Consider the following 21,228-nt stretch of genomic DNA (forward strand, 5'->3'; position numbering starts at 1 on the left):
GCAGCCTGTTCCTGAACAATGGCGTCAACGCGATCCTCGGCGGCGCCGGCGTGTCCTTCGCCAGCCCCAACATCATCGTGGCCCCGGTCACGCAGGTCGATGCCTCGCCCCGCACCAACGTCGACCTCACGAGCATCAGCAACCTGCTCAACAACGTCGGCGGCATCGTGCAGGCCGCGCAGCACTAAATCCAGTCCCTCTCATCTCGTCGATTCCAGCCTTCTCCAGGAGACCATCATGTCCTTGACCATCCAGAACCTCTCGCTCGAACAAGACCTTGACCACGCCAAGATGGGCGCCGTGCGCGGCGGCAGCATCTTCGTGAATTCCGGCGTCAATGCCATCACCGGTGGCAGCGGCGTGTCGTTCGCCAGCCCCAATACGATCTTCGCACCTGTCACGCAGGTCGATGCATCGAGCCGCACCAGCGTCGATATGAAGAGCGTGACGAACACCATCAACAACCTGGGCGGCATGGTCGCGGCCCTGCAGCACTAATCCACACCCAATCAGCGCAATCTCAGCCTACCCAGGAGACCATCATGTCCTTGACCATCCAGAACCTCTCGCTCGAACAAGACCTCGACCACGCCAAGATGGGCGCCGTGCGCGGCGGCAGCATCTTCGTGAACTCCGGCGTGAACGCCATCACTGGTGGCAGCGGCGTGTCGTTCGCCAGCCCGAATACGATCTACGCGCCGGTTACGCAGGTCGATGCATCGACACGCACCAATGTCGATCTGAAGACGATGACGAACACCCTCAACAATGTGGGTGGCATCGTGCAGGCCCTGCAGTACTGAAGCTTCGGCCTGTTTGCTCCCCTCTCCTGCTTGCGGGAGAGGGGCTGGGGGTTAGGGCCGGCGCTGGGCAAGCACTGTAGCGCCACATTTCGTGGCCACCCTACTGCACCTTCTTATCCTCGCGTTTCGCCTCCGCCATGGCCTCCGGCTCCAGCTCCTCCGCGGACCGGTTCAGGTGAACGAACAGTCCCCAGGACGCAAGCAGCAAGGCGGTCGATGCAATCAGCCCAGCCGCATAGCGAAGCTGCGATGGATCGTGGTGCAGCGCCTTGAAGGTCGCCACCAGCCCTTCGATGGCAAGCGCGACGACGACAACCACCAGGAATCGCGACATGAAACGCCGTACCCGTGTCGGCGCGCTCACGTCGGCCTCCCGGATGACCTCTTCCTCAACGATGGTCTCGGCGATCTGCAATGCGACAACGGCGCCTGCCAGCAATCCCAGAGCTTCAATGACGGATAGCGCGCTTGCCTGGTCCCATTGACCGGCAAACACGGTCAATCCAATGCGAGCAGCAATCGCAATCAACATCAGCGCCGCGCAGGTGAAGAGCACTGCCATCAGCCCATGGACGACCGTAAAGAAGCGCATAAGAGTCTTCATTTTTCTTGTTCCGGTGGCTTGCGGGCAACTGATCGATATCTGCAACGGCGCCTATCCCCGCTCATCACGATTCTCACCGTCGCTCCAGGCTTGATTCTGGCAGGAAATACGCCCCCGACGCCTACACCAATCGCAGATCCCGCAACATATCCAATACGTGCTGCGTAGCGCGCTCGACATACCCCGCGCGATGGGCAACACCGAGCCGCCGCCACAACGCCGGGCGCAGCGGACGCATGACAATGCGCGGGTCGGGTAATGGGGCCGTCGCCTCATGCGGCAACAGCGAGGCGCCGTAACCGGCCGCGACCAGACTCTTGATCGCGTCGTTGTAGTTGAGCTGGATACGCGGCGCTGGATGATACCCTCCGGTCGCGAACCACTCCGCAGTCAGACGGGAAAGACGCGTGGTCGCATCATTGAGAATGAGCGGTTGAGCAGCGAGCCATTCAGGCGTGACGCGGGCCGGGCATCGCCAATGCGCCGGCACAAAGGCCATCACGGGGTCTCGCCGCCAAGGCTTGATCACGAGTCCTGCCACCGGCGGCTGAGGCAGTGCGACCAGCCCCACGTCCAGCGTCCCATCCGCCAGTCGGGACAACGTTTCCTGGGAGGTCAACACAGCAATCTGAATGTCGATAGCGGGATGGTGCTGGCGCAGCACCTCGAGCGCTTGCGGCAACAGGTGCGCAATCGCGCCAGTCGACGCACCGATCCGCACGCGCCCTTCGAGTCCCTGCACCTGGCGTTGAATATCGTCCAACGCCTGCTCCGCATCGGCCAGCAGTCGACGCGCGCGCTCCACCAGCACCTCTCCTATTGCCGACGGCCTGACCTGCCCGCGCTTGCGCGACAGGAGCGGAGCACCAATGCGGTCTTCAAGATCGGCGATATGGAGGCTCACCGTTGGCGGGGCCAGATGCAAGGCACGCGCCGCTTCGGCAAATGAGCCCCGGTCCGCAATCGCGACCAGGGTACGCAAGCGGTCCAGGCTGATCTCTCGCATAGGGGCGTCCTGATTCAGAAAAGCTGAATGTAGAGGTCATGAAATTCAACTTTATCTATTGTAGCCTGCCATCCAATATAGGACTCGTTCTTCGCTCTGCTTCCTGCAACCCAACATCATCGGAGTCTTTCACGCATGAACTCTCCCGTTGTTTTCATCGACGGCGACCAAGGCACCACCGGGCTGCTGATCCACGAACGCCTGCGTAAGCGGACCGACATCAGGCTGGTGACGCTGGCTGCCGCGGAGCGCAAAGATCTGCGGCGTCGCACGGAAGCCCTCAACGCCTGCGACATCGCCATCCTCTGCCTGCCGGATGCGGCCGCGCGGGAGGCTGTGGCCGCTATTGTCAATCCTGCGGTGCGCGTCATCGACGCAAGCTCCGCCCACCGTACGCATCCGGACTGGACTTACGGATTTCCGGAGATGACGCCGGAGCAGGCCGAGCGCATTGCGAACGCACGTCGGGTCACCAACCCCGGCTGCTATCCGACCGGTGCGATTGGCCTGCTGCGCCCGCTGGTGCAGGCTGGGCTCATACCGGGCGATTACCCCATCAGCATTCATGCGGTATCCGGCTACTCGGGACGCGGACGAGCCGGCGTGGAGGAATATGAGGGGCCCGGGGCCGCTGACGCGCCTTCATACCAGGTCTATGGCCTGGAACTCGCGCACAAGCACACGCCGGAAATCCGGCAGCACGCCGGGCTTGGGCAGCCTCCCATTTTCGTCCCGGCATACGGCGCGTTCCGCCAGGGCATCGTGCTGACGGTCCCGCTGGCGTTGCGGCTGCTGGCACCTGGCGTGAATGGCGCCACGTTGCACGCCTGCCTCGCGCAGCACTATGCCGGAGCGGACCACGTGCACGTCTCGTCGCTGCCGGAATCATGCGCCATGAAGCATCTGGATCCGCAACTGCTGAACGGGACGGACGAGATGCGCCTGAGCGTTTTTTCTGGCAGCGAGCACGGCCACATCCTTCTGTCCGCGGTGTTCGACAATCTTGGAAAGGGCGCGTCGGGCGCCGCGATTCAGAACCTGAACCTGATGCTCGCGTAGCAATCAGTCCGGCCGAACCAGGGAATCAGGTCCTCTACCTCCCCCTCGAACGTTGGCGACGACAAAGAAAAAGCCCGAGCAGAGCACGGGCATAAGGGCTTGATGCCTTGAGTGGAGTCTCTCAGTGCCGGATGCCCACGAGTCGCCGTGCGCAAAGACACCCCCCGGACGGGTGATACCTGGATACCAGATCGCAGCGCTCCGGGAAAAAAACAAGCATAAAAGTGCGCCATACGCAGCGCTTCCCGGGGCTGATGCCGGGTACGCATCCCATTGGGGCGTTGGGCCGGCCGGACCTCGGCTGCGTCGGGGCAATCTCGGGCGGGGGCAGCGTTTCCGCGCAACACCTCCGTGGCCATGCCCTAAAAATTCCTTGAAAGAATCTGAAATATGGAAAGCCGATAATCGGCCGGAACGTTTCCGCAAGTCGGGATAGACTTCTCGGCTACGCAGGGCCGCGGCGGGGCCTGCTGTATCCGGATGGCCTTCCCGGCCGGTTCCGGAAACGGTCCCGCGCATGACGCTCGCCCCCCTGCCCGGCTCCGGCACGCCGACACCATGACTCGCAGGATTTTTTCGCAGGAAATCGCAATGCAACGATCACGCGGCTGCCAGGCCTGGGTTCCGGTTACGCTGGCCATCGCCCTTTCGACGCTCGCCGGATGCGGGGGCAAGAAGGAGGCCGCTGCCCCACCCCCGCCGCAAGTCAGCGTGGTCACCCTCAAGACCGAACCAGTCACGCTGGACACGCAGTTGCCGGGCCGTACCTCGGCCTTCCGCATTGCCGAAGTCCGGCCACAGGTGGATGGCATCATCCTGCGCCGGCTGTTCAAGGAAGGCAGTGACGTGACTCAGGGCCAGCAGCTCTACCAGATCGACCCTTCCACCTACGACGCGACCTACAAGAGCGCCAAGGCCTCGCTGGAATCGGCGAAGCTGCTGGCCGAGCGCTACGGGCGCCTGGTGGGCGACGAGGCCGTCAGCAAGCAGCAGTATGACGAGGCCAGGGCCGCCTGGCTGCAGGCGCAGGCGACCGTGGACCGCGCCCAGATCAACCTGCGCTATACCAGGGTGCTGGCGCCGATTTCGGGGCGCATCGGACGCTCCAACGTGACCGAAGGCGCGCTGGTGACCAATGGCCAGGCGGGGGCCCTGTCGGTGGTGCAGCAGATCGACCCGATCTACGTCGACGTGACCCAGCCCTCGGCATCGCTCCTGCGCCTGCGGCGCGAGCTCGCCAACGGCACTCTGCAAAGCGCCGGCGCCAACGCGGCGCAGGTCAACCTGGTGCTGGAGGACGGCACCAAATATCCGGAAGTCGGCCGGCTGGAGTTCTCGGAGGTCGCGGTTGACCAGGGCACGGGCTCGGTCACGCTGCGCGCCGTGTTCCCGAATCCGCGCCATGAACTGCTGCCTGGCATGTTCGTCCACGCGCGCCTGCGCGACGGCGTGAAGGCCGATGGCCTGCTCGTGCCGCAACAAGGCGTGACGCGCGACATGAAGGGCCAGGCCACGGCGCTGGTGGTCAACGCCAAGGACGAGGTGGAGCTGCGCCAGATCCGCACCGACCGTGTGATCGGCGACAAATGGCTGGTCGCGGATGGTCTCAAGGCCGGCGACCGCGTCATCGTCGAGGGCCTGCAGTTCGTCAAGCCCGGCGCGAAGGTCCGCGTGGTCCAGGCCGGCGGCGGGCCAGGCAACCCGCCCGCCGCTGCGTCGGCTGCGTCGCCTGGCTCCGGCTCATCCGCTGCGGTCGCGGCCAAGCCCTGAGGGCACCACCAGGGCGAGGGAGCATTCATGTCCAATTTCTTTATCGATCGGCCCATCTTCGCGTGGGTGATCGCGCTGGTCATCATGCTGGCCGGCGTGCTGTCGATCCGCTCGCTGCCGATCAGCCAGTATCCGGCAATTGCGCCGCCGACCATCGCCATCTCGGTCAACTACCCGGGCGCCTCGGCCGAAACCGTGCAGGACACGGTGGTGCAGGTGATCGAGCAGCAGCTCAACGGCCTGGACCGCCTGCGCTACATCTCGTCGGAAAGCAACGCCGACGGCAGCATGACCATCACGGTCACGTTCGAGCAAGGCACCAACCCCGATATCGCCCAGGTGCAGGTGCAGAACAAGCTTGCGCTCGCGCAGCCGCTGCTGCCGCAGGAAGTGCAGCAGCAAGGCATCCGCGTGACGAAGTCGGTGCGCAACTTCCTGCTGATCGTCGGCCTGATCTCCACCGATCCCAAGATCACGCGGGAAGACTTGTCGAACTACATCGTCTCGAATATCCAGGACCCGCTGTCGCGCACCTATGGCGTCGGCGACTTCCAGGTGTTCGGCTCGCAGTACGCCATGCGGGTCTGGATCGACCCGGCCCGGCTCAACAGCTACCAGCTCACGCCACTGGACGTGAGCAACGCCATCAAGGCGCAGAATGTCCAGGTCGCCTCGGGCCAGCTTGGCGGCCTGCCCGCGGTCAAGGGCCAGCAGCTCAACGCCAGCGTGATCGGCAAGACGCGCCTGCAGACCAGCGAGCAGTTCGGCAACATCCTGCTCAAGGTCAATCCGGACGGCTCGCAGGTGCGCCTGAAGGATGTGGCCGATGTCGGCCTGGGCGGCCAGGACTACAACATCAACGCGCAGTACAACGGCCAGCCGGCCTCGGGCATTGCCGTGCGGCTGGCCGCCGGCGCCAACGCGCTTGAGACGGTACGCGCCATCCGCAAGACGCTCGACGGCCTGGAGCCATTCTTCCCCGCCGGCATGAAGGTGGTCTACCCCTACGACACCTCGCCGGTGATTTCCGGCTCGATCAAGGAGGTGGTGAAGACGCTGATGGAAGCGATCGCGCTGGTGTTCCTGGTGATGTACCTGTTCCTGCAGAACGTCCGTGCCACGCTGATCCCGACCATCGCCGTGCCGGTGGTGCTGCTGGGCACGTTCGGCGTACTGGCCGCGTTCGGGTACACCATCAACACCTTGACGATGTTCGGCATGGTGCTGGCGATCGGCCTGCTGGTGGACGACGCGATCGTGGTCGTGGAAAACGTCGAGCGGGTGATGGCCGAGGACGGCCTGCCACCCAGGGAGGCGGCGCGGCGGTCCATGGGACAGATCCAGGGCGCGCTGGTCGGCATTGCCATGGTGCTGTCGGCGGTGTTCCTGCCGATGGCGTTCTTCGGCGGCTCGACCGGCGTGATCTACCGGCAGTTCTCCATCACCATCGTCTCGTCCATGGTGCTGTCGGTGCTGGTCGCGCTGGTGCTGACGCCGGCGCTGTGCGCCACCATGCTGCAGCCGATCGAGAAAGGCGACCATGGCGAGAACAAGGGCGGTTTCTATGGCTGGTTCAACCGCAAGTTCATCGCGACCACGCAAGGGTATGAGCGCGGGGTATCGGCCATCCTGAAGCGCCGCCTGCCGTTCGTGCTGATCTACCTGGCGATCCTCGCGGCAATGGCCTTCCTCTTCACGCGCATTCCCACGTCGTTCCTGCCCGATGAAGACCAGGGCGTGCTTTACGCGCAGGTGCAGACGCCGCCGGGGGCCACTGCCGAACGCACGCAGAAGGTACTCAACGAAATGCGCGACTACCTGCTCAAGGACGAAGGCGGCGTGGTGGACTCGCTCTTCACCGTGAGCGGCTTCAACTTCGCGGGCCGCGGCCAGAACTCCGGCCTTGCCTTCATCCTGCTCAAGCCGTGGGAGGAGCGCAGTGGCGACCACACCAGCGTCTTCGACCTGGCGGCGCGGGCGCAGCGCAAGTTCGCAACTTTCCGCGACTCCATGTCGTTCGCGTTCGCCCCGCCGGCCGTGCAGGAGCTGGGCAATGCCACCGGCTTCGACCTGTACCTGCAGGACCAGGCCGGCCTGGGCCACCAGGCCCTGATGAACGCGCGCGACAAGTTCCTCGGGCTGGCCGCGAAAGACCCGATGCTGCAGCGCGTGCGTCCCAACGGCCTCAATGACCAGCCGCAGTACCAGCTCGTCATCGACGATGAAAAGGCGCGCGCGCTGGGGCTCTCGCTGGCCGACATCAACAGCACGGTGACGATCGCCTGGGGCTCCAGCTATGTGAACGACTTTATCGACCGCGGCCGGGTCAAGCGCGTCTACGTGCAGGGTCGTCCGGATTCGCGCATGAACCCCGACGATGTCGACAAATGGTTCGTGCGCAACGACAAGGGCGAGATGGTGCCGTTCTCCGCGTTTGCCGAAGGCAAGTGGGATTACGGGTCGCCGAAGCTGCAGCGCTATAACGGCGTGCCGGCGGTGGAAGTGCTGGGCGAGCCGGCCGCTGGCCGAAGCTCGGGCGAGGCGATGAAGGCGATCGAGGAAATCATGAAGCAGATGCCACCGGGCGTGGGCTACGCCTGGACCGGGCTGTCCTATGAAGAACGGCTGTCGGGCTCGCAGGCACCGGCGCTCTATGGGTTGTCGCTGCTGGTGGTGTTCCTGTGTCTCGCGGCCTTGTATGAAAGCTGGACGATCCCGTTCTCGGTGATGCTGGTGGTGCCGCTCGGCGTGATCGGCGCGCTGCTCGCCACCATGGGCCGCGGCTTGTCCAACGACGTGTTCTTCCAGGTCGGCCTGCTGACCACCATCGGCCTGTCGGCCAAGAACGCCATCCTGATCGTGGAGTTCGCCAAGAGCCTGCACGAGCACGGCAAGAGCCTGGTGGATGCCGCGATCGAAGCCTGCCGCATGCGTTTGCGCCCGATCGTGATGACCTCGCTGGCCTTCATGCTCGGCGTGTTCCCGCTGGCGGTCTCGACCGGGGCCGGCGCGGGCAGCCAGCACGCCATCGGCACCGGCGTGATCGGCGGCATGATTACCGCCACGGTGCTCGCGATCTTCTGGGTGCCGTTGTTCTTTGTGCTGGTCAATGCGCTGGTCGAACGCAAGCGCAAGCCGACCCGGCCCGATGGCCCGGCGGAGAAAGGCGCGCTGCCATGAACAAGACCCTGACCTGCGCTGCTGCAGCCGCCCTGCTGGCCGGCTGCAGCCTGATCCCCGCCTACCATCAACCGGACCTGCCGGTCGCGCAAACGTATCCGCAAGGCATGGCCTATCCGGCGGCTGACGCCACGGCGCAGGCGCAGCAGGTGCGCGCCGTGGATCTCGGCTGGCACGACTTCTTTGCCGATGCGCGGCTGCGCCGCCTGATCGAGGTCGCGCTGGAGAACAACCGCGACCTGCGCGTGGCCGCGCTGAACGTGGAAGCGTACCGCGCGCAATACCGGATCGAACGCGCCGACCTGTTCCCCGCCATCGGCGTCGCCGCGCAGGAAACGCGCCAGCGCATTCCCGCCGACCTGTCCACCACCGGCCGGCGCGTGATCACGAGCCAGTACGGGATATCGCTGGGCACGACCGCATGGGAACTCGACCTGTTCGGCCGCATCCGCAGCCTCAGCGAAGCGGCGCTGGAACAGTACTTCGCCAGCGACGAGACGCGCCGCAGCGCGCAGATCGCGCTGGTGGCCAGCGTGGCCAATGCCTACCTGGCGCAGCGCGCCGACGAGGCGCTGCTGGCGCTGACGCGCGATACCCTGGCCAACTATGAGCGCAGCTATGGCCTGACGCGGCGCAGCTACGAGGAAGGCATTGCCTCGCGCCTGGACCTGCGGCAGTCCCAGACCGCCGTAGAGAATGCGCGTGCGAGCCTGGCGCGCTACACCCGGCTGGTGGCGCAGGACGAGAATGCCATCGTGCTGCTGCTGGGCACCGGCATGCCGGCGGACCTGCCGCCGCCGCTTGGTCTGCAGGAGAAGCTCACGGCCGATGTCCCCCCCGGGTTGCCGTCCGACCTGCTCCAGAACCGGCCCGACGTGCTCGCTGCCGAGCACCGCCTGCGCTCGGCCAACGCCAATATCGGCGCGGCGCGCGCGGCGTTCTTCCCGCGCATTGCGCTGACGGCTTCGGCCGGCACCGCCAGCAACCAGCTGTCGGGCCTGTTCGCGGGCGGCTCGGGCACCTGGCTGTTCCAGCCACAGATCAGCCTGCCGCTGTTCACGGCGGGCAGCCTCAAGGCCAGCCTGGACTACGCCAGCATCCAGAAGGACATCAACATCGCACAGTACGAACGCACCGTGCAGACGGCCTTCCGCGAGGTTGCAGACGGCCTGGCCGCGCGCGGCACGTACATGAGCCAGCTGGAAGCGCAGGTGCGCTTTGTCGAAGCGGCGCAGGACGCCTACAACCTCGCCGACCGCCGCTATCGCACCGGCGTGGACAGCTACCTGGCGGTGCTTGACGCCCAGCGCTCGCTCTACAACGCGCAGCAGTTGCTGATCGTCGCGCGGCAGGAGCAGCTGACCGGCGAGGTCAACCTGTACAAGGCTCTCGGGGGTGGCTGGCATGACGAGACCCGCAGCGCAGCCGACGCGGCGCCACCTGCCGCGCCGGGGCCGTCGTCCTGAACGCCGCTGGCCGGCCCACGCAATGTTGGCGGGCCGGCGTTGCCCAAAGCTGGCGGCGCGATGCGGGCTCCTACAATGACCTGAGGCCTTTCACAAACGCCACACCGCCACGAGGAGCCCCGCCATGTCCCTGCCCCACCTGTCTTCCGGTGAAGTCGCCAGCGTGCTGCCGCTGGGCAAGCAGCTCGCGCAGACGCCAAGCGCCGCGCTGTTCAAGGAACCGCAGCTGGAAGTGATGCGCATGGTGCTGCCGGCGGGCAAGCATGTCGGCACGCATGCGGTCGCCGGACCGTCGACCATCCAGTGCCTGGAAGGCGAAGCGGAAATCGGCATCGACGGCAGCCAGCGCCGGCTGCATCCGGGCGACTTGCTGTACCTTGGCGCTTCGGCCGCCCACGATGTCACGGCGATCACCAATACGTCCTTGCTCGTCACCGTTGTGCTGGTTGGCCGCGGCGCTTCCTGAGCCGCTTTCTCGCGCCGCAGCAGTGGGCCGGGCGGGCATCGGTGCGGCCTTCATACGCGCTACGCGTCGCAATTTTGTGCATTTTTGCGCATAATTGAGCGCGAATCGGCTGCAATGAGCGTCGTGCGCGCCATGTCGGCGCACGCTTCATTGTGCGCCGCACCGTTTGGCACATAGAATCGAATCCACCACCAAGCGTTGAACCCGGCAGCCAGCCGATCCGGACCAAGGCGCGACCCGGCCATTGCGCCGGTACAGCTGCATGACAGCGCTGTCCGGCCGCCAGCGGCCATGGCAGGTTGGGTCCCGCCATGCTCGCCACCAACAGGGAGGAAGCCATGCGCCAGATCGAATTGAACGATGCCTGCGCCCATGCCGATGCCATGGCGCGAGCCGTGGCGTGCGAGCTGGAGCGCACGCTGGCCAGCCAGGAACAGGCTTGCCTGGCCATCGCGGGCGACCGCCTGCCGCTGCCGCTGTTCAAGGCGCTGCAGCAACGGGCGCTGCCGTGGGATCGCATCAGCGTGATGCTCGTCGACGAGCGCATGGTGCCCCTTGACCACGACGACAGCAATGCGCGCCTGGTCTGCGACGCGCTGTTGCGGGAAGACGCGTCGCGCGCCTCCTTCCATCCGCCGGTGCCGTCGTTCTGCATGGAAATCGACGACATCGATCCGTCGGCCGTGGTTTCCGAGCTGAACCGCAATTACCGCCAGCCCGATGTGGTCGTCCTTGCCATGGGCGACGACGGGCACACGGCTTCGCTGTTCGCGGATGCCCCGGAACTGCCTGTTGGCCTGTCACTGACCGAGCCGGCGGGATATCTGGCGCTGAACCCGCGCGCCGCGCCGCACCGCCGCGTCAGCCTGAACCTGAGCGCCCTGCTGGGCGCACGCCGCGTCTTGCTGAGCTTCAGTGGCCCGTGGAAGAAGCAGGTATTCGATGCCGCCACCATGGAGCCCACGCCGATGCTGCCGGTCAGCTACCTGCTCCACCAGGACAGCACGCCGGTGGATGTCTACTGGACGCAATAGCCCGGCCGCTGTGCCGGCGAAGGCTGTTGCGGCGTAGGACAGAGCCTGACAACAATTGGCTACGGCGCGCGCTACAGTGGCATCGCCCGTTCCGGGATGCTTCCGAATGCATTGCGCCCCATGCCCTTCCCTGGTCACCCAGTCGTCAAGCCGCTGGCCATCAGCCTGCTGGCCCTCTTTATCGGCGCAGCATCTTCACCTGGCATGGCCGCCCCGCCGCTGTCCGGATTGGCCAGCCTGCTGCTGGGCACCGTACGCGGCAAGCCAAGCGGCATGTCGGGCGTGACCCGGCTGACCGCCCGCGACGCCGAGCGGCAACTCGGCATGGCCTGCGCGGAACTGGCACGGATGGCACCGATGGTGCTCGACGATTCCACGCGCCTGGCCGGCTGCACCGTGCGGGCCGGCAAGGTCGTCGAGTTTCACCTGCAAGTGACGGGGGTGGATCCGCGGCGCGAGGACACCCGGAACTTCATGGTCTCGGCCAGGCCCATCCTTGAACGCGGCATCTGCCGGAACCCGGATGTGCCGGTGCTCGGCAAGCTTGGCGTGACGCTGGACTACCGCTACATGGCGGGCCAGGAGCCGCTGGTGACCTTGCACGTCCCGCCTGGCCGGTGTACGGAAGGCGTCGGCCCCTGAAGGCCTCCAGGCGCTTTTTCAGGATCCGCCGAACCAGTTGTAGCCCTGGTCCTCCCAGTAGCCGCCGGGGTAGGTGTTGGTGACGAACAGTTCCATGATGTGCTTGGGATTCTTGTAGCCGAGCTTGGTCGGCATCCGAAGCTTCATCGGATAGCCATATTTGGGCGGCAGGCGTTCGCCGTCATACGTAAACGTCAGCAAGGTCTGCGGATGCAGCGCCGTCGCCATGTCGATGCTCTCGTAATAGTCGTCCGCACACCGGAACGCCACATACTTCGCGCTGGTATCGGCGCCGATCCGCTTCAGGAAACCGGCAAAAGGCGTGCCGCCCCACCGTCCGATGGCACTCCAGCCTTCCACGCAGATGTGCCGCGTGATCTGCTCGGCCAGGGGAAGCGCGTAGAGTTCCGTCAGGGTCCAGCTCTTCTTTTCCCGCACCAGCCCGCCGACCTTGAGCCGGAAGTCGTCGCCGTTGACCACGGTGACCTCATCGATGCCGTAGAACGCGTTGAACGGAAACGGGCGTGTGATCTGCGCTTCGGTATAGGTCGGCGCGAGGCGGTTCGGGTCGAACAGCCAGGCCTGCACCTTGTCGTTGATGCGCGACACACGGGAGAGGAAGGTCTCCACGGAGGCATCGTCGCTCAGGCTGCAGCCGGTGAGCATGGCCAGGCCGCCCAGCGTGAGCACGCGCTTGCCGAACAGCCGGCGCGACGGCGCGTCGAGCTCCCGACGCACATCGATGATCAGCGACGCGCGGTCGACGGCCGTTCGTCGGGAAGGTCTCGGATTCACGATTCAGGCTCCGGTTATGTCAGCGTCCGCGAATCATTGTCAGCAGGCTGCGCGGCACGAGCGCCACCATCACGATATGCACGACGATAAAGGCGGCAAGCAACGACATGGCGCAGAAATGGACCACGCGCGCGAAGTCGTAGCCGCCCATCAGTTCGCGCAGCAGCGGGAATTGCACGGGCTTCCAGATAGCGATGCCGGATAGCACCAGTACCAGCAGCACGATCATCACCAGCAGGTAGGCGAGTTTCTGCACGGCGTTGTAGTGGCTCAGGTCCGCGTGAGAAAGACGTCCCCGCAGCGCGGCAACCAGATCGTCGCGCACGGCGCGCGGGCTCAGCGGAAAGAACTTGCGGGCAAACCGACCCGTGGCGACGTTCATCGCCAGGTAGAACAGCCCATTGAAAAACAGCAGCCACATGGCCGCGAAATGCCAGAGCAGCGCGCCACCCAGCCATCCGCCCAGCGTGATGTCGGCCGGGAAGCGAAACCCGGCGAACACGGGTGAAGCGTTGTAGATGCGCCAGCCCGAAAGCATCATCACCACGGCGGCCAGCGCGTTGAGCCAGTGCGAGAGTCGCAGCCACCCGGGCTGGATCCTGCGCGGGGCCGCGCGGGCATCGACAACGTCATGCGAGAGTTCCATGTCGGCCTCCTCAGGAATCCTGCCACCGTGCACGACAAGTTGCCGCGCACGGCGCCTGGCCAAGCTTGCCCGGTCCAGTGCTATTTGTTCATGCCGCCGGACATGGCATCGCCTTCCTTGCCCATCTTGTCGTGCGACTTCGATTTGCCCGCCTTGTCCTTGTGCATGCCGTCCTTGTGCATGCCGTCCTTGGACATGCTGTCCTTGGACATCGTGTCCTTCGACATGCTGTCCTTCGACATGCTGTCCTTCGACATGCTGTCCTTCGACATGCTGTCCTTCGACATCGAATCCTTGGCCATCGACCCGCCGGTCTGGGCGTACGCGGTGGTGCCGCCAATCAGGAACGCTGCGGAAACCACGGCGATAGCGATCTTGTTCATCTTGACTCCTCGTTGCCTAGCGTTTGGACCGGGGCGTCCCGGTGGATGGAACATCGCGCCACGCCGTGTCGGCGGGTGCCAGATTCACACGGTATGTGTGCGTCTGATGGGAAATTCGCGGCAGGAGCGGGTCCGGTTACAGCGGTTGGAGATTTTTTGGTTCTTGGGCGTGCGGCCAGTGCCGCCACTGCGCGGAACCACCCCATCGTCCGTGCGCCTTGCAACACGCATAACCGCCACCGCGGCGTAGAATTCGCGCCATCCATGTGGCCAGGTGTAACCAAAGCGATCGATGGAGCGAACTGTCGAACAGGATGCGCTGAAAAGGCGGGAGACTCGCCTGCTCGATCTGTTTACGGGCGGCTTGGCCGGCGACCAGATGGCGTACGCGCAATGTCTTACCGAACTGGCCACCATGTTGCGGGGCTACTTCCGCAACCGGCTCCCGCAGCAAGCGGGCGACGTCGAGGACCTGACGCAGGAAGTCCTGCTGGCCGTGCATAACGCGCGCCATACCTACCTGCCGGGACAACCGCTCACGGCGTGGGTGCATGCCATCGCCCGGTACAAGCTCGCGGACCATTTTCGCGCGTATGCGCGACACGATGCACTGAGCGATCCGCTGGATTCGGCGCAGGACGTGCTGGCAGCGCCTGACCTGGAGCCCGCACAGGCGAAGCGGGACCTGAGCCTGCTGCTCGAGCAGCTACCGGATCGTCAGCGCCTGCCGATCGTGCACGTCAAGCTGGAGGGACTGTCCGTCAGCGAGACCGCGAAGATGACCGGGATGTCGGAATCGGCGGTGAAGGTAGGCGTGCATCGCGGGCTGAAGGCGCTCGCGGCGAAGATTCGAGGAACGCGATGAAGACAGACGACTTGATTGCCATGCTGGCCACGGGCGTCGCCCCCGTGGACCGCCACGCGGTCGGACGACGCTTTGGCCTGGCCGTGGCGGCGGGCGCGGCATTGGCGACCGTGCTGGTGGCCACCACGTTGCATTTTCGCGCCGACCTGGCAGAGGTTGCCGCCACCCCGCTGTTCTGGGCCAAGGTGACGCTGCCGCTCTCGCTGGCATTGGGCGCCTTGTGGATGGCGACGCGGCTGGCGCGTCCCGGCATGGCAACCGGCGCCTGCTGGCCGGGCGTTACCGTGCCCTTCGCGGCCGTCTGGCTGGCAGCACTCTATGTGCTGGCCCGGACACCGGCCGGCGAACGCGCCGCGGCGGTGCTTGGAGAAACCTGGCGCGTCTGCCCGTTCAATATCGCCATGCTGTCCGTGCCGGTATTCATTGCCGTGTTCTGGGCCTTGCGCGGACTGGCGCCGACGCGGTTGCGGCTGGCAGGTGCCGCGGGCGGCCTGCTGTCCGGGGCGATAGCGACGCTGGCTTACTGCCTGCACTGCCCGGAGATGGGCGTGGCGTTCTGGGGCGTTTGGTACGTCCTCGGCATGCTGGTGCCTGCCGCAACCGGTGCACTGCTGGCGCCGCGCCTGCTTCGGTGGTGAGCCTCCGTCCTGCATGACTCGCGAGACAGATCGCGGCACTGGCCCCGTCCGGACACGCCGGCGGAGATGCTCAGTACGACACCCCGTTTCCGCCGAGCACCTCCTTGCACACCGCCAGCCAGGCCCTGGCGGCATGCGACAGATACCGCCCCGGCAGCCACGCATGCGCCAGCGCCCAGTCCATATCCGGCTCGGTCAGCCGCGCCACGGCCAGGTTGTCGCGGTCCTGCAGCCGGGCCAGGAACGGCTCCGGCAGGAACGTAGTCCCCAGCCCCGCCGCCGCCATCGAAGCCAGGAAATCCCAGTGGCCGCTCTGCGCCACCACGCGCGGCTCGATGCGTGCCTCCAGGAACGCCTGCCGCAACTTGTGCGTCAGCGAAAATTCCTCGGTCAGCAACACCAGCGGCTCGTCACTCAGCGCCGCCAGGCTCACCGTCTTCCCGCGCGCCCACGGTGCCTTGCGCGGCCCCACCGCCCAGATCGGGTACTTGGCGAACGTCTGCGTGGCCAGTTCCAGCCCGCTGTCCACCGGTAGCACCGTGGCGCCCACTTCCAGCGCCCCGCTGGCCACCATCTGTTCCACCAGATGGCCGCCATGCTCGGCCAGGCTCAGCTCCAGGTTCGGATAGCGCTTGCGGAAGGCGCTCACCGCCGGCGAGAAGAACAGGTTGACCATCGGTGGGATGCCCACGGTCAACTGGCCACGACCCAGCGAAGACAGATCCGCTACCTCCAGTGTCAACCGGTGCACGACACCAAGCGCCTCCTGGCCACGGTCGTATACCACGCGGCCCACGTCGGTCAGCCGCACCGTCTTCCCTTCCCGGATCAGCAAGGGCTGCCCGACTTCGTCTTCGAGCTGCCGCACCATCTTGCTGATGGTCGACTGCGTCACGAACAGCGAGGTCGCCGCTTGCGTGAAGCTCCTCAGGCGCGCGGTTTCCACAAAGTAGCGCAGGGCACGGATATCGATGGGCATGGCGAATTCGGCACTTCCATGAAAATATCGAATGAAGTCCGGAATTTTAAATCATGATTGGAATGCGCGCCATTTGACTACACTTCGCTTCCACGCTTCGCTTGCGCCTGCAGCCGGCAACCAGACCGGCCAGGCGGCACGCGATGCGCCCCCAAACTCGAACTGTGCGATTCCCACCCATGGCTATGCGGCCAATTGCCCGACAGTGGCTGTTTTCGCTGAAGGCATTCCTGGCCGCCATGCTCGCGCTCTATATCGCGCTGGCCCTCGGCCTGCCGCGGCCCTACTGGGCCATGGCGACGGTGTATTTCGTCTCGCATCCGCTGACCGGCGCGACGCGCTCCAAGGCCGCCTATCGCGTGGCCGGGACGGTGCTGGGCGCGGCGGCGGCCGTGGCCACCGTGCCGTTGCTGGTCAATATGCCGATTGTGCTGATGGCCGCCATTTCGCTGTGGATCGTCGCTCTGGTCTACCTGTCCACGCTGCAGCGCTCGCCGCGCGCCTATGTGTTCCTGCTGGCGGCCTATACGCTGCCGATCGTGGCGCTGCCGGCGGTGGACCAGCCCGCGCAGATCTTCGATGTCGCCGTGGCGCGCATCGAAGAGATCGTGATCGGCATTGTCTGCGCGGGGCTGGTCGGGTCGATCCTCCTGCCCGCCAAGGTGGCGCCGGCCTTGCGCGCCCGTGCGGCGAGCTGGCTGGCCGACGCCGCCGCGTGGGCGGACGACATCCTGTGCGCGAACCCGCGCGCCGATGCCGGCCGCCACCGGCTCGCGGCCGACATCCTGGCGCTGGACCAGTTGATCGCGCAGCTTTCCTACGACACCGAGAGCGCCACGTCGCTGCGCCATGCCCGTGCGCTGCGCACGCGCATGACCGCGCTGATGCCGCTGCTGTCCGCGCTGTCGGCGGTGCTGCAAACGCTGCGCAGGCATCCGGCCGGCGTACCGGACTCGCTCTCGCGCGTACTGGCCGGGCTGTCGCAGTGGCTGCGCTCGGGGATGACGGGGCCTGCACCGCAGGTCGACCGAATCGAACTGGCTGATGCCGCCACGGATGGCTGGCATGGACGCCTGCTGACGGCGGCAAGCAGCCAGCTCGCCCGGCTGGCCGCGCTATGCAGCGACTGCGCAGCGTTGCAGCACGGTATCGGCGACCGGCCCGACCGGCCGTTCCCGACGCTCAGCGCGATGGCGGCCGCCGACGCCGTGCCAGCCAGGAACACCCACCATCATGACCACGGCATGCTGTTGTTCGGTGCCGTCTCCACGGGCCTGGCCGTGTTCTGTGCCGGGTTGCTCTGGATCCTTTCCGGATGGACCGACGGCGCTGGCGCGGTCGCGGTGGCGTCCATTGCCTGCTGCTTTTTCGCCACCATCGACGAGCCGCGGCCGGTGGCGCGCTCCTTCCTGCGCTGGAGCGCCGTCTGCCTGGTGGTGGCCTCGTTCTACCTGTTCCTGGTGGTGCCGCACGCGCAGAGCTTCGAGACGCTGGCGGGGATGCTGGCCGTGCCTTACCTCGGCATCGGCATGTTGATCGCCCGTCCGGGCTTCAACCTGATCGCGATGCTGCTGTCGGTGAACACCGCTTCGTTCGCCAATATCCAGAGCGTCTACGACGCCAATTTCCTCGGCACCTTCAACGGCAGCCTGGCCAATGCCGCGGCCATGCTGTTCGCGCCGCTGTGGGCCCTGGCGACGCGTCCGTTCGGCGCCAGCGTGGCCGCGCACCGGCTGATCCGCGCCAGCTGGCAGGACCTGGCCGGCGCCGCCGCCTGGCCCGGCGCGGACCATGACGCCAAGCTTGGCGCGCGCATGCTGGACCGCCTCGGCCAACTGGTTCGGCGGCTCGGCGCCAGCCGCGCGGGCCCCGATGGCTTCAGCGAACTGCACGTGGGCTTTTGCGCGCTGGCGCTGCGGCGCGCGCTGCCGTCCATGCCGTCGGCCGCGCGACGTCCGGTGCGGCGCGTGCTGGCGCTGGTGGCGCGCCACTACCGCGCGCGCCTTCGCCACGCGGACGCCGTAGCGACGTCCGCCGCGCTGCCGGGCAGCATCGATGCGGCCATGGCGCAGGTCGGCGCGCTGCCCGGCAATCATGACGACGCCATTGCCGCGCTGGTGGTCCTGCGCGTCACGCTGCATGAGCCCGCCATCCCCGCCATCCCCGCCATCCCCGCCACGACCGCTTCAGGAGCCGGCGTTGAACACTGAGATCGACCTGTACGGCGTATTCGTGCCGGCCCTGCTGGTGGTGATGCTCGCCGCCTTCGCGCTCACGACCTGCGTGCGCCTGCTGCTGGCGCGCGTGGGCTTCTACCGGCACGTGTGGCATCGCTCCCTCTTCAATCTCTGCCTCTATGTGATCGTCCTGGGCGGCGTGGTCGCCCTCGGTCTCAAGCTGCCGACATGACACCAAGAACTCGCTCCCTCCTCAAGCTGCTGCCCACGCTGGTGGCCGTCGTAGCCGCCGTCCTGGTGCTGCGGCACCTGTGGGACTACTACACGGCCGCACCCTGGACGCGCGATGGCCACGTGCGCGCCGATATCGTCCAGATCGCCCCCGATGTCTCGGGACTGGTGACGCGCGTGCTGGTACGCGACAACCAGCCGGTGCGGCGCGGCGACGTGCTGTTCGAGATCGACCGCGACCGCTACGCGCTGGCGCTGCAGCAGGCCACGGCCAATGCCGCCGCCCTGCGCGCGACGCTGGCGCAGGCGTGGCGCGAATCCGCGCGCAACCGGTCGCTCGATGGCCTGGTCGCCGGCGAAGTCGCCGAGCAGGGCCGCGCCCGCGTCGAGCAGGCCGAAGCCGCGCTCGCCCAGGCCGACGCCAGCGTGCGCCTGGCCCGCCTGAACCTGGAGCGCACCCGCGTGCTGAGCCCCGCCGACGGCTACCTCAATGACCGACTGCCGCGTCTGGGCGACTATGTCTCGACCGGACGGCCGGTCTTGTCCATGGTCGATGCGGCGTCGTTCCATGTTGAAGGCTATTTCGAGGAAACCAAGCTGCACCGCATCCGCATCGGCAGCCCGGTGGATGTGCACATCATGGGCGAGCCGCGCCACTTGCGCGGGCATGTGCAGAGCATTGCTGCCGGTATCGAGGACCGCGACCGCAGTGCCGGTTCGAACCTGCTGCCCAACGTGAACCCGACGTTCAACTGGGTCAGGCTGGCGCAGCGCGTGCCGGTGCGCATCACGCTGGAGGCGGTCCCCGCCGACGTGCGCCTGGTGTCGGGACGCACGGCCACGGTGTCCGTGCAGCAACCGTCCGTGGAGCGCCGGCCGTGAAGACCTGGCATTGCGCCTGGCTGGCGCCGCTGGTCCCGCTGCTGTTCGCCTGCACCACGGTCGGACCCGACTACCACGTCCCCGACCATGCTGTGGTCCGCACGGCCGACGCCAACGGTCCCCTGACGGGCGGATCCAGCCCGTCAGTATCGGTCGGCCCCGTTCCCGACGCGTGGTGGCAGCTCTACGACGACCCGCGCCTCGACCGCCTGGTGCGCGAAGCGCTGGCGGCCAATACCGACCTCCGCGTGGCGTCGGCCAACCTGCGCCGGGCCACGGCCGCGTTCCATGAGGTCGAGGCCGAGAACCTGCCGCAGGGCGGCATCGGCGCGAGCATGGCGCGCGCCCAGCTCTCGGGGGAGAGTTATCTGCAGACCACCAAGCCGCCGGTCTTCAATCTGGGCGATATCGGCCCGGGCGTGTCCTACCTGATCGATTTCTTCGGCAAGCTCGCGCGGGCCGACGAAGCCGCGCATGCGAACGTGCAGGCCAGCGAGGCGGCCCTGGACCTGGCCCGCGTCGGCGTGGTCGCGCAGACGGTCCGGGCGTACGTGCAGGGTTGCGCGGCCAGCCACGAACTGGACGTTGCACGCGAGCAGATCGCGCTGCAGGCGCGCGCGGCCGACGCCACGCAAAGGCTGGCGGCCGCCGGCCGGGCCGAGCCCACCGACGCCATCCGCGCCCGGGCGCGCGCCGATGCGTTGCGCGCCGCCCTGCCCCCGCTGGAGGCCGCTCGCGAAGCGGCCAGGTTCAAGCTGGCGCTGGTGCTCGGCAAGGCGCCGGCGGCGCTGGCGCCACAGGACATCGCATGCCAGGAGGAACCGGTACTGAAGCAGCCGCTGCCAGTAGGCGATGGCGCCGCGCTGCTCAAGCGCCGGCCCGACATCCGCCAGGCCGAACGCGAACTGGCCGCCGCCACGGCAAGGATCGGCGTAGCCACGGCCGACCTGTATCCGAGCATCCGGATCGGTGCGTCGGCTGGCCTGACCGGGCTCCTGAGCGACCTCGGCAGCGGGCCTACGGCACGCTGGAGCCTGGGTCCGATGCTGAGCTGGAATTTCCCGACCAATGGCGTGCGGCCGCGCATTGCGCGCATGGAAGCCGGCGCGGATGCGGCGCTGGCGCACTTTGATGGCGTGGTGCTGCGGGCCCTGCAGGAGACGGAAACCGCGCTCAGCGCCTACACGCGCGCGCTGGAGCGCCAGCAGGCGCTGCGCCTTGCGCGCGACCAGGCTGCGGATGCGGCGCGGCAGGAACGGCGGCGCCATGAGGCCGGCCGTACCCCTTATCTGGCACGGCTGGATGCGGAACGGACGCTGGCCGATGCCGAGGCCGCCGTGGCGGAATCGGACAGCGTGGTGGCCATGCGGCAAATCGATCTGTTCCTGGCGCTTGGCGGGGGGTGGCAGCACGCAAGTCTTCCCGATCCGCATGCCGTCAGCGGGGCAGCGCCGGGCTGACGCCGCGCACCCGTTGCCAAAAACGGATAGTCCGCCAGACGCCGCCATGCCTGCGCACGGTGCAGCAATGCCCTCAGTCACCCCTCCAGCCCTGCCTGAAGGCGAATCCTGCGCCTTTCCGGCGCATGGAACCCCTTTCCGC

The 21,228-nt window shown here is 66.7% G+C and carries 22 protein-coding genes; 16 read left to right on the plus strand and 6 right to left on the minus strand.

Going from position 1 to position 21,228, the window contains the following annotated elements:
- The 3 genes from AC3FKG_RS13695 to AC3FKG_RS13705 all read left to right on the plus strand — a co-directional run.
- Positions 1-188, plus strand: a 188-nt coding sequence (locus tag AC3FKG_RS13695; RefSeq protein ID WP_488743349.1) for a hypothetical protein, incomplete at its 5' end; no start/stop codon positions are given.
- Between the two features lie 49 nt (positions 189-237).
- Complete coding sequence (locus AC3FKG_RS13700) at positions 238-498, plus strand: hypothetical protein (RefSeq protein WP_483714141.1); 261 nt, start codon at positions 238-240, stop codon at positions 496-498.
- Between the two features lie 44 nt (positions 499-542).
- On the plus strand, positions 543-803 hold the full coding sequence (locus AC3FKG_RS13705; protein WP_488743350.1) for a hypothetical protein: 261 nt from the start codon (positions 543-545) through the stop codon (positions 801-803).
- Positions 804-903: 100 nt separating this feature from the next.
- Here AC3FKG_RS13705 and AC3FKG_RS13710 read toward each other — a convergent pair whose 3' ends face one another.
- Together AC3FKG_RS13710 and AC3FKG_RS13715 are read right to left on the minus strand one after the other, a co-directional pair.
- Positions 904-1,407 (minus strand): hypothetical protein, encoded by a 504-nt coding sequence (locus tag AC3FKG_RS13710; protein WP_483714508.1) that lies wholly within the window; start codon positions 1,405-1,407, stop codon positions 904-906.
- A gap of 121 nt (positions 1,408-1,528) precedes the next feature.
- Complete coding sequence (locus AC3FKG_RS13715) at positions 1,529-2,413, minus strand: LysR family transcriptional regulator (protein ID WP_483714352.1); 885 nt, start codon at positions 2,411-2,413, stop codon at positions 1,529-1,531.
- 135 nt (positions 2,414-2,548) lie between these two features.
- On the opposite strand from AC3FKG_RS13715, the gene argC reads away from it, so the two are divergent.
- The 7 genes from argC to AC3FKG_RS13750 all read left to right on the plus strand — a co-directional run bounded on the left by argC (position 2,549) and on the right by AC3FKG_RS13750 (position 12,030).
- Positions 2,549-3,472: an N-acetyl-gamma-glutamyl-phosphate reductase gene (gene argC, locus AC3FKG_RS13720; RefSeq protein WP_488743351.1), complete on the plus strand. Its 924-nt coding sequence runs from the start codon at positions 2,549-2,551 to the stop codon at positions 3,470-3,472.
- 591 nt (positions 3,473-4,063) lie between these two features.
- The gene (locus AC3FKG_RS13725; RefSeq protein WP_483714354.1) at positions 4,064-5,242 is read left to right on the plus strand and encodes an efflux RND transporter periplasmic adaptor subunit; all 1,179 of its coding nucleotides are present in this window, start codon (positions 4,064-4,066) and stop codon (positions 5,240-5,242) included.
- Positions 5,243-5,269: 27 nt separating this feature from the next.
- Positions 5,270-8,422 (plus strand): efflux RND transporter permease subunit, encoded by a 3,153-nt coding sequence (locus AC3FKG_RS13730; protein ID WP_483714356.1) that lies wholly within the window; start codon positions 5,270-5,272, stop codon positions 8,420-8,422.
- Positions 8,419-9,888, plus strand: coding sequence for an AdeC/AdeK/OprM family multidrug efflux complex outer membrane factor (gene adeC / locus AC3FKG_RS13735; protein WP_488743352.1), 1,470 nt, complete (start codon positions 8,419-8,421; stop codon positions 9,886-9,888). Before AC3FKG_RS13730 ends, adeC begins: the two co-directional genes overlap by 4 nt.
- A gap of 124 nt (positions 9,889-10,012) precedes the next feature.
- Positions 10,013-10,354, plus strand: a complete 342-nt coding sequence (locus AC3FKG_RS13740) for a cupin domain-containing protein (protein WP_483714358.1) — start codon at positions 10,013-10,015, stop codon at positions 10,352-10,354.
- Between the two features lie 311 nt (positions 10,355-10,665).
- Complete coding sequence (gene pgl / locus AC3FKG_RS13745) at positions 10,666-11,388, plus strand: 6-phosphogluconolactonase (protein ID WP_483714359.1); 723 nt, start codon at positions 10,666-10,668, stop codon at positions 11,386-11,388.
- A 120-nt stretch (positions 11,389-11,508) separates the two neighbouring features.
- The gene (locus AC3FKG_RS13750) at positions 11,509-12,030 is read left to right on the plus strand and encodes a hypothetical protein (protein ID WP_483711588.1); all 522 of its coding nucleotides are present in this window, start codon (positions 11,509-11,511) and stop codon (positions 12,028-12,030) included.
- 18 nt (positions 12,031-12,048) lie between these two features.
- On the opposite strand, the gene AC3FKG_RS13755 is transcribed toward AC3FKG_RS13750, so the two are convergent.
- The 3 genes from AC3FKG_RS13755 to AC3FKG_RS13765 all read right to left on the minus strand — a co-directional run bounded on the left by AC3FKG_RS13755 (position 12,049) and on the right by AC3FKG_RS13765 (position 13,854).
- The gene (locus tag AC3FKG_RS13755; RefSeq protein ID WP_488743353.1) at positions 12,049-12,825 is read right to left on the minus strand and encodes a molybdopterin-dependent oxidoreductase; all 777 of its coding nucleotides are present in this window, start codon (positions 12,823-12,825) and stop codon (positions 12,049-12,051) included.
- Positions 12,826-12,844: 19 nt separating this feature from the next.
- Positions 12,845-13,471: a cytochrome b/b6 domain-containing protein gene (locus tag AC3FKG_RS13760; protein WP_483711590.1), complete on the minus strand. Its 627-nt coding sequence runs from the start codon at positions 13,469-13,471 to the stop codon at positions 12,845-12,847.
- Positions 13,472-13,551: 80 nt separating this feature from the next.
- Positions 13,552-13,854: a pentapeptide MXKDX repeat protein gene (locus AC3FKG_RS13765; protein WP_488743354.1), complete on the minus strand. Its 303-nt coding sequence runs from the start codon at positions 13,852-13,854 to the stop codon at positions 13,552-13,554.
- A 292-nt stretch (positions 13,855-14,146) separates the two neighbouring features.
- Here AC3FKG_RS13765 and AC3FKG_RS13770 point away from each other — a divergent pair, with 292 nt between their 5' ends.
- Both AC3FKG_RS13770 and AC3FKG_RS13775 read left to right on the plus strand, forming a co-directional pair.
- The gene (locus AC3FKG_RS13770) at positions 14,147-14,719 is read left to right on the plus strand and encodes a sigma-70 family RNA polymerase sigma factor (RefSeq protein WP_488743355.1); all 573 of its coding nucleotides are present in this window, start codon (positions 14,147-14,149) and stop codon (positions 14,717-14,719) included.
- Complete coding sequence (locus AC3FKG_RS13775) at positions 14,716-15,357, plus strand: DUF1109 domain-containing protein (RefSeq protein ID WP_488743356.1); 642 nt, start codon at positions 14,716-14,718, stop codon at positions 15,355-15,357. The genes AC3FKG_RS13770 and AC3FKG_RS13775 overlap by 4 nt, the downstream gene beginning before the upstream one ends.
- 70 nt (positions 15,358-15,427) lie before the next feature.
- Here AC3FKG_RS13775 and AC3FKG_RS13780 read toward each other — a convergent pair whose 3' ends face one another.
- Positions 15,428-16,336, minus strand: coding sequence for a LysR family transcriptional regulator (locus AC3FKG_RS13780; protein WP_483711594.1), 909 nt, complete (start codon positions 16,334-16,336; stop codon positions 15,428-15,430).
- 179 nt (positions 16,337-16,515) lie between these two features.
- On the opposite strand from AC3FKG_RS13780, the gene AC3FKG_RS13785 reads away from it, so the two are divergent.
- Genes AC3FKG_RS13785 through AC3FKG_RS13800 form a run of 4 tightly spaced genes read left to right on the plus strand, consistent with a single transcriptional unit; the run spans position 16,516 to position 21,086 of the window.
- Complete coding sequence (locus AC3FKG_RS13785; protein WP_488743357.1) at positions 16,516-18,546, plus strand: FUSC family protein; 2,031 nt, start codon at positions 16,516-16,518, stop codon at positions 18,544-18,546.
- Positions 18,536-18,745, plus strand: a complete 210-nt coding sequence (locus tag AC3FKG_RS13790) for a DUF1656 domain-containing protein (protein WP_483711596.1) — start codon at positions 18,536-18,538, stop codon at positions 18,743-18,745. The genes AC3FKG_RS13785 and AC3FKG_RS13790 overlap by 11 nt, the downstream gene beginning before the upstream one ends.
- Entirely contained in the window at positions 18,742-19,626 is an 885-nt protein-coding gene (locus tag AC3FKG_RS13795; RefSeq protein WP_488743358.1) for an efflux RND transporter periplasmic adaptor subunit, read from the plus strand. Before AC3FKG_RS13790 ends, AC3FKG_RS13795 begins: the two co-directional genes overlap by 4 nt.
- Positions 19,623-21,086: an efflux transporter outer membrane subunit gene (locus tag AC3FKG_RS13800; protein ID WP_488743359.1), complete on the plus strand. Its 1,464-nt coding sequence runs from the start codon at positions 19,623-19,625 to the stop codon at positions 21,084-21,086. The genes AC3FKG_RS13795 and AC3FKG_RS13800 overlap by 4 nt, the downstream gene beginning before the upstream one ends.
- Positions 21,087-21,228: the final 142 nt, after the last annotated feature.

This window comes from Cupriavidus sp. 22TCCZM04-2, from assembly GCF_057798895.1.

What these genes read in the sequence shown, in the direction of transcription:
- argC (WP_488743351.1), top strand. Translation starts at nt 2,549, where the DNA reads ATGAACTCTCCCGTTGTTTTCATCGACGGCGACCAAGGCACCACCGGG.
- AC3FKG_RS13700 (WP_483714141.1), top strand. Translation starts at nt 238, where the DNA reads ATGTCCTTGACCATCCAGAACCTCTCGCTCGAACAAGACCTTGACCAC.
- AC3FKG_RS13780 (WP_483711594.1), bottom strand. Translation starts at nt 16,336, where the DNA reads ATGCCCATCGATATCCGTGCCCTGCGCTACTTTGTGGAAACCGCGCGC.
- AC3FKG_RS13770 (WP_488743355.1), top strand. Translation starts at nt 14,147, where the DNA reads ATGGAGCGAACTGTCGAACAGGATGCGCTGAAAAGGCGGGAGACTCGC.
- AC3FKG_RS13765 (WP_488743354.1), bottom strand. Translation starts at nt 13,854, where the DNA reads ATGAACAAGATCGCTATCGCCGTGGTTTCCGCAGCGTTCCTGATTGGC.
- AC3FKG_RS13785 (WP_488743357.1), top strand. Translation starts at nt 16,516, where the DNA reads ATGGCTATGCGGCCAATTGCCCGACAGTGGCTGTTTTCGCTGAAGGCA.
- adeC (WP_488743352.1), top strand. Translation starts at nt 8,419, where the DNA reads ATGAACAAGACCCTGACCTGCGCTGCTGCAGCCGCCCTGCTGGCCGGC.
- AC3FKG_RS13710 (WP_483714508.1), bottom strand. Translation starts at nt 1,407, where the DNA reads ATGAAGACTCTTATGCGCTTCTTTACGGTCGTCCATGGGCTGATGGCA.
- AC3FKG_RS13725 (WP_483714354.1), top strand. Translation starts at nt 4,064, where the DNA reads ATGCAACGATCACGCGGCTGCCAGGCCTGGGTTCCGGTTACGCTGGCC.
- AC3FKG_RS13795 (WP_488743358.1), top strand. Translation starts at nt 18,742, where the DNA reads ATGACACCAAGAACTCGCTCCCTCCTCAAGCTGCTGCCCACGCTGGTG.
- pgl (WP_483714359.1), top strand. Translation starts at nt 10,666, where the DNA reads ATGCTCGCCACCAACAGGGAGGAAGCCATGCGCCAGATCGAATTGAAC.
- AC3FKG_RS13750 (WP_483711588.1), top strand. Translation starts at nt 11,509, where the DNA reads ATGCCCTTCCCTGGTCACCCAGTCGTCAAGCCGCTGGCCATCAGCCTG.
- AC3FKG_RS13740 (WP_483714358.1), top strand. Translation starts at nt 10,013, where the DNA reads ATGTCCCTGCCCCACCTGTCTTCCGGTGAAGTCGCCAGCGTGCTGCCG.
- AC3FKG_RS13705 (WP_488743350.1), top strand. Translation starts at nt 543, where the DNA reads ATGTCCTTGACCATCCAGAACCTCTCGCTCGAACAAGACCTCGACCAC.
- AC3FKG_RS13715 (WP_483714352.1), bottom strand. Translation starts at nt 2,413, where the DNA reads ATGCGAGAGATCAGCCTGGACCGCTTGCGTACCCTGGTCGCGATTGCG.
- AC3FKG_RS13730 (WP_483714356.1), top strand. Translation starts at nt 5,270, where the DNA reads ATGTCCAATTTCTTTATCGATCGGCCCATCTTCGCGTGGGTGATCGCG.
- AC3FKG_RS13760 (WP_483711590.1), bottom strand. Translation starts at nt 13,471, where the DNA reads ATGGAACTCTCGCATGACGTTGTCGATGCCCGCGCGGCCCCGCGCAGG.
- AC3FKG_RS13775 (WP_488743356.1), top strand. Translation starts at nt 14,716, where the DNA reads ATGAAGACAGACGACTTGATTGCCATGCTGGCCACGGGCGTCGCCCCC.